We start from the raw sequence: 4261 nt of genomic DNA on the forward strand, positions 1-4261 counted from the left end.
GAGTCGTTCGCGTGGCTCAACGACGACTCTCTGCTGCGACCGCGATCGTGGGCGGCGCTGCAAGAGGAAGCCCGGGCCATTCAGACGCGGTGGGACGACATCGACGACGCGATGCGCTCGGTGCGGGCTCTGCGCCGCCGCGAGATGCTGCGCGTCGCGATGGCGGCGGTGCTCGAGGTCGTCTCGCTCGAAGAGCTCTCCGATGCCCTGACCACCATCACCGAGGTCACCATCCAGGCCACGCTGCGCGCGGTCCGGCGCGAGGTCGTGCCCCCGGAGGACGACGCCCTCGACTTCTCGGTGATCGCGATGGGTCGCTTCGGCGGCCGCGAGATCGGGTTCGGTTCGGATGCCGACGTGATGTACGTCTACCGCGCGAACGGCATCGACCCGCAGCGCGCGAGCACCCTCGCCTTGAAGCTCGTCGCGGGCCTGCGCGAACACTCCGAAGACCACCGGCTGCCGCTCGACCTCGACGCGGAGCTGCGCCCCGAGGGCCGCAGCGGTCCGCTCGCCCGCTCGCTCGACGCCTACGCCGAGTACTACCGGCGTTGGTCGCTGTCGTGGGAGGCGCAAGCGCTCCTGCGCGCCCGTGGCGTCGCCGGAAGCGTGAAGCTCATCGCCGACTTCATGGCCCTCGCCGACGACGTCCGCTACCCGACCACCGCCGACCCGAACGGGCTGCGCGAGATCCGGCGGATCAAGGCGCGCGTCGAGAACGAACGGCTCCCGCAGGGCGCCGACCCGGCGCGGCATCTCAAGCTCGGTCCCGGCTCCATCAGCGACGTCGAGTGGCTGGTCCAGATCCTGCAGCTGCAGCATGCCCGAGCCACCCCCGCGATGCGCACCACGTCGACCCTCGGTGCCCTGGACGCCGCGGTCGACGCGGGCCTCATCGACCGTGACGCGGCCGACAAGCTCGCGGCATCCTGGCATCTGGCCAGCCGTCTGCGGTCGGCCAACACCCTGCTGTCGGGCCAGACGAGCGATGTGCTTCCCGCCGACCGCGGGCGGCTCGACGGGATCGGTCGGATTCTGGAGTACCCGCCGCACTCGGCCACCCAGGTCGAAGAGGACTATCTCGGCGCCACGCGGCGCGCGCGACGCGTCTTCGAGAAGCTCTTCTACGGGTGACTCAGGATGCCATGAGGCGCTCGCGCACCTCGCGGCGCAGCACCTTGCCGATGAGCGAACGCGGAAGGTCGTCCACGACGACCACGCGACGCGGCACCTTGTAGGCCGCCAAACGCGACTTGCAGAAGTCGCGCACGGCTTCGGCATCGAGCTGGACGCCGTCGCGCACGACGATCGCGGCGGCGACATCCTCGCCGCCGCGCGGCTTGGGAAGTGCGACGACGGCGGCGCCCTCGATGTCGGGGTGCGAGACGAGCACGTCTTCGACCTCGCTGGGCGAGACGTTGAAGCCGCCCGTGATGATGATCTCTTTCAGCCGGTCGACGATCGTGACGAAGCCATCGGCCGACACCGACGCGATATCGCCGGTGCGCAGCCAGCCGCCGTCGAGCAGGGTGGCCGCCGTGTCGGCCGGGCGGTTCCAATACCCCTCGAACACCTGCGGACCGCGCAGCAGCAGCTCGCCGGTCTCGCCGAGCGGCAGATCGGTCTCGGGGTCGTCGGGGTCGACGACCCGGATGTCGGTGCTCGGGAACGGGACGCCGACGGTTCCCGGACGCCGCGAGGGGCCGATCGGGTTGCCGAGCGCGACCGGCGAGGACTCGGTCATGCCGTACCCCTCGACGAGCAGGCCGCCGGTCGCCGCCTCCCACCGATCGACGGTGGCGACGGGCAGGCTCATGGCTCCCGAGATGGCGAACCGCACCGTCGACAGGTCGAGGGTGCCGCGGCTGGCGGCGCGGGCGAGCTGGTCGTAGATCGGCGGGACGGCCGGCAGGAACGTCGGCGGGCTCTTCTTCACCGCGGATGCCACGAGGTCGAGGTCGTACTTGGGGAACAGCACGAGCGTCGCACCGATGCTCATCGCGAACGTCAGGCAGAGGGTGAGGCCATACGCGTGGAAGAGGGGGAGCACACCGTAGAACGTCTCTTCGCCGTCGTGGAGGCCGGGCACCCAGGCGCGGCCCTGCATCGCGTTGGCGCGCAGATTGCTGTGGGTGAGCACGGCGCCCTTCGGGCTGCCCGTCGTGCCGCTGGTGTACTGCAGGAGCGCGATGTCGTCGAGGAGCGGCCCCTCGTGCTTGCGCGCGAGCTTGCCGTGCGTGAGCAGTTTCTCCCACGGTGTCGGGCGCTTCGACGTCGGTGCCGCGGTCAGCTGTGCGCGCGACTCGCGCGCCTTCTTCACCGGCAGCTTCAACGCGAGGCGGGTGCCGAACGGCATCGCCCGCGTGATGTCGACGGCGACGATGTGCTCAAGCGCGAGGTCGGACGGGAAGTCGGCCACGAGGTCGGCCACCTTGTCCCAGACGATCGCGAACCGGGCGCCGTGATCCTCGAACTGGTGCCGCAGCTCGCGCGCGGTGTAGAGCGGGTTGTGCTCGATGACGATCGCTCCGAGGCGCAGAGCGGCATAGAACGCGACGACGTGCTGCGGGCAGTTGGGCAGCACCAGGGCGACGCGGTCGCCCGCCTTGACGCCCAGCCGCCGCAGTCCCTCGGCGGCGCGGGAGATCTGATCGCCGAGCTCGCGATACGTCGTCCGCGCGCCGAAGAACTCCAGAGCCGTGGTCTTCCCGTACCGGTGCACCGAGTCGGCGATCATCTCGGGAAGCGTCTGCGACGGCTCGTCGATCTCGTGGGGCACGCCCTCGGCGTAGGAGCTGAGCCACGGTCGCGACACGTACGGGGAGGTCATGGCATCCATCATTCCGTGACCCACCGACACCGCGGCGACGCGCCGCCTGTGCGGATGCCGGGAGCTTGCGCGCTCCGCCTCTTTCGGGACGCGGGGGAGCGGCCTACCCTGCTGGCATGTGCCGCAACATCGTGCCCCTGCACAACTTCGAGCCCCCGGCATCCGATGACGAGTGCCACGACGCAGCCCTGCAATTCGTGCGCAAGATCACCGGAACGACGAAGCCCTCACGGGCGAACCAGGACACGTTCGATCGGGCCGTCGACGAGATCGCAAACGCCACTCGGCGGCTGCTGGACGAGCTGGTCACGACGGCTCCACCCAAGACGCGCGAGGTCGAGGCGGCGAAGCGCCAGGCCCGATCCGCCGACCGCTACGAGGCGATCCGCGTGTTCCAGGAGCAGAAGCGCGCCGCGCGCTCGGCATCCTGAGCCCGATCACCCCTCGTCGAAGCGCTCGAACAGGGGAGTGGCATCCGGACTCTCCAGATCCGGGATGCCATCGTCGTTCGGCACAGCGGTCAGCGGGCCCCGCAGCTGGTCGAGGAGCACGCCGGCATCTCCGGGTTCGCACGTGGAGGTCGCGCGGAGTTCCAGCACATCGACAGTGCCCTCGGCGGCGACGCCGGGGATCATGTCCACATCCAGACGCGACACCTTCGCCTCCGGCTTGCCGGCCATGATCACGATGTTCTCGATGCCCCCGCCGTATGTCGGCGTCGGGGCGAGCTGCCACCCGTTGTCGCCCATCCACGTACGGAGTTCGTCCATCCGCTGGGGCCCCTGACCGTCGAACGAGAATCCGTCCGGCAGGTTCCGCCGGAGGAAGAACTCGTACCCCCCGTCGCAGGGCTGCGGGGTGTCGCCGTATTCGGCGACCGCCCATTCGCCGTCGAAGATCTGCTTCTGCACCTCCGCGACGGTCGCCTTGAATTCCAGGTTCACCGCACGGGCATCGTCGAAGCTCGCGTCACTGGACAGTGTCTCCTGAGGGGACATCTGCGGACCTCCACATCCTGTCAAAACGATCCCGGCGATCACGGCGCCCCCGAGCAGTGCGGGCGTCCGTCGCTTGCGGTGTCCGATCATTCGTTCGCTCCTGCCGTCTCTAGGGCCTCGCGCAATCCCACCACGAAGTGCTTGAACGATTCCGCGGACGGGTCGAGATACCCCGTCTGCTCCACCGACTCGTAGCGGGGGATGGGCGCACCGCCCGGTCCCACGGCCCATCCCACGAGCACGTCCTTCATACTGTTGGCCGTGTCGTGGCTGTCGGTGCCCTCGCCGAGCTCGCCCTGGATGGAGCCGTAGCCCGGTACGACACCCCCGTTCGAGCTGAACGACGAGACGCCCGGCACGTCGCGCGGGTCTTCGGCGTGCGTGCTGCCCAGCCAGTCCTTGCGCCCCCACGCGGCGATGGGGTCGGCGTCGG

Annotated in this window: 4 protein-coding genes and 1 pseudogene; 2 read left to right on the plus strand and 3 right to left on the minus strand. The window is 69.7% G+C overall.

Going from position 1 to position 4261, the window contains the following annotated elements; genetic code table 11:
* Nucleotides 1–1134 (plus strand): annotated as a pseudogene (locus LQV45_RS19380) (bifunctional glutamine-synthetase adenylyltransferase/deadenyltransferase); the annotation flags it as partial.
* Nucleotide 1135: 1 nt separating this feature from the next.
* Here the strand turns inward: LQV45_RS19380 and LQV45_RS19385 are convergent.
* Nucleotides 1136–2830, minus strand: coding sequence for a long-chain-fatty-acid--CoA ligase (locus LQV45_RS19385; protein ID WP_230008415.1), 1695 nt, complete (start codon nucleotides 2828–2830; stop codon nucleotides 1136–1138).
* 116 nt (nucleotides 2831–2946) lie between these two features.
* Here LQV45_RS19385 and LQV45_RS19390 point away from each other — a divergent pair, with 116 nt between their 5' ends.
* Nucleotides 2947–3261, plus strand: a complete 315-nt coding sequence (locus tag LQV45_RS19390; protein ID WP_230008416.1) for a DUF2277 domain-containing protein — start codon at nucleotides 2947–2949, stop codon at nucleotides 3259–3261.
* Nucleotides 3262–3267: 6 nt separating this feature from the next.
* Here LQV45_RS19390 and LQV45_RS19395 read toward each other — a convergent pair whose 3' ends face one another.
* Together LQV45_RS19395 and LQV45_RS19400 are read right to left on the minus strand one after the other, a co-directional pair.
* Nucleotides 3268–3828 (minus strand): hypothetical protein, encoded by a 561-nt coding sequence (locus tag LQV45_RS19395; RefSeq protein WP_230008417.1) that lies wholly within the window; start codon nucleotides 3826–3828, stop codon nucleotides 3268–3270.
* An 86-nt stretch (nucleotides 3829–3914) separates the two neighbouring features.
* A partial coding sequence (locus LQV45_RS19400) for a hypothetical protein (protein WP_230008418.1) occupies nucleotides 3915–4261 on the minus strand: 347 nt, incomplete at its 5' end.

This window comes from Microbacterium sp. Bi128, from assembly GCF_918698205.1.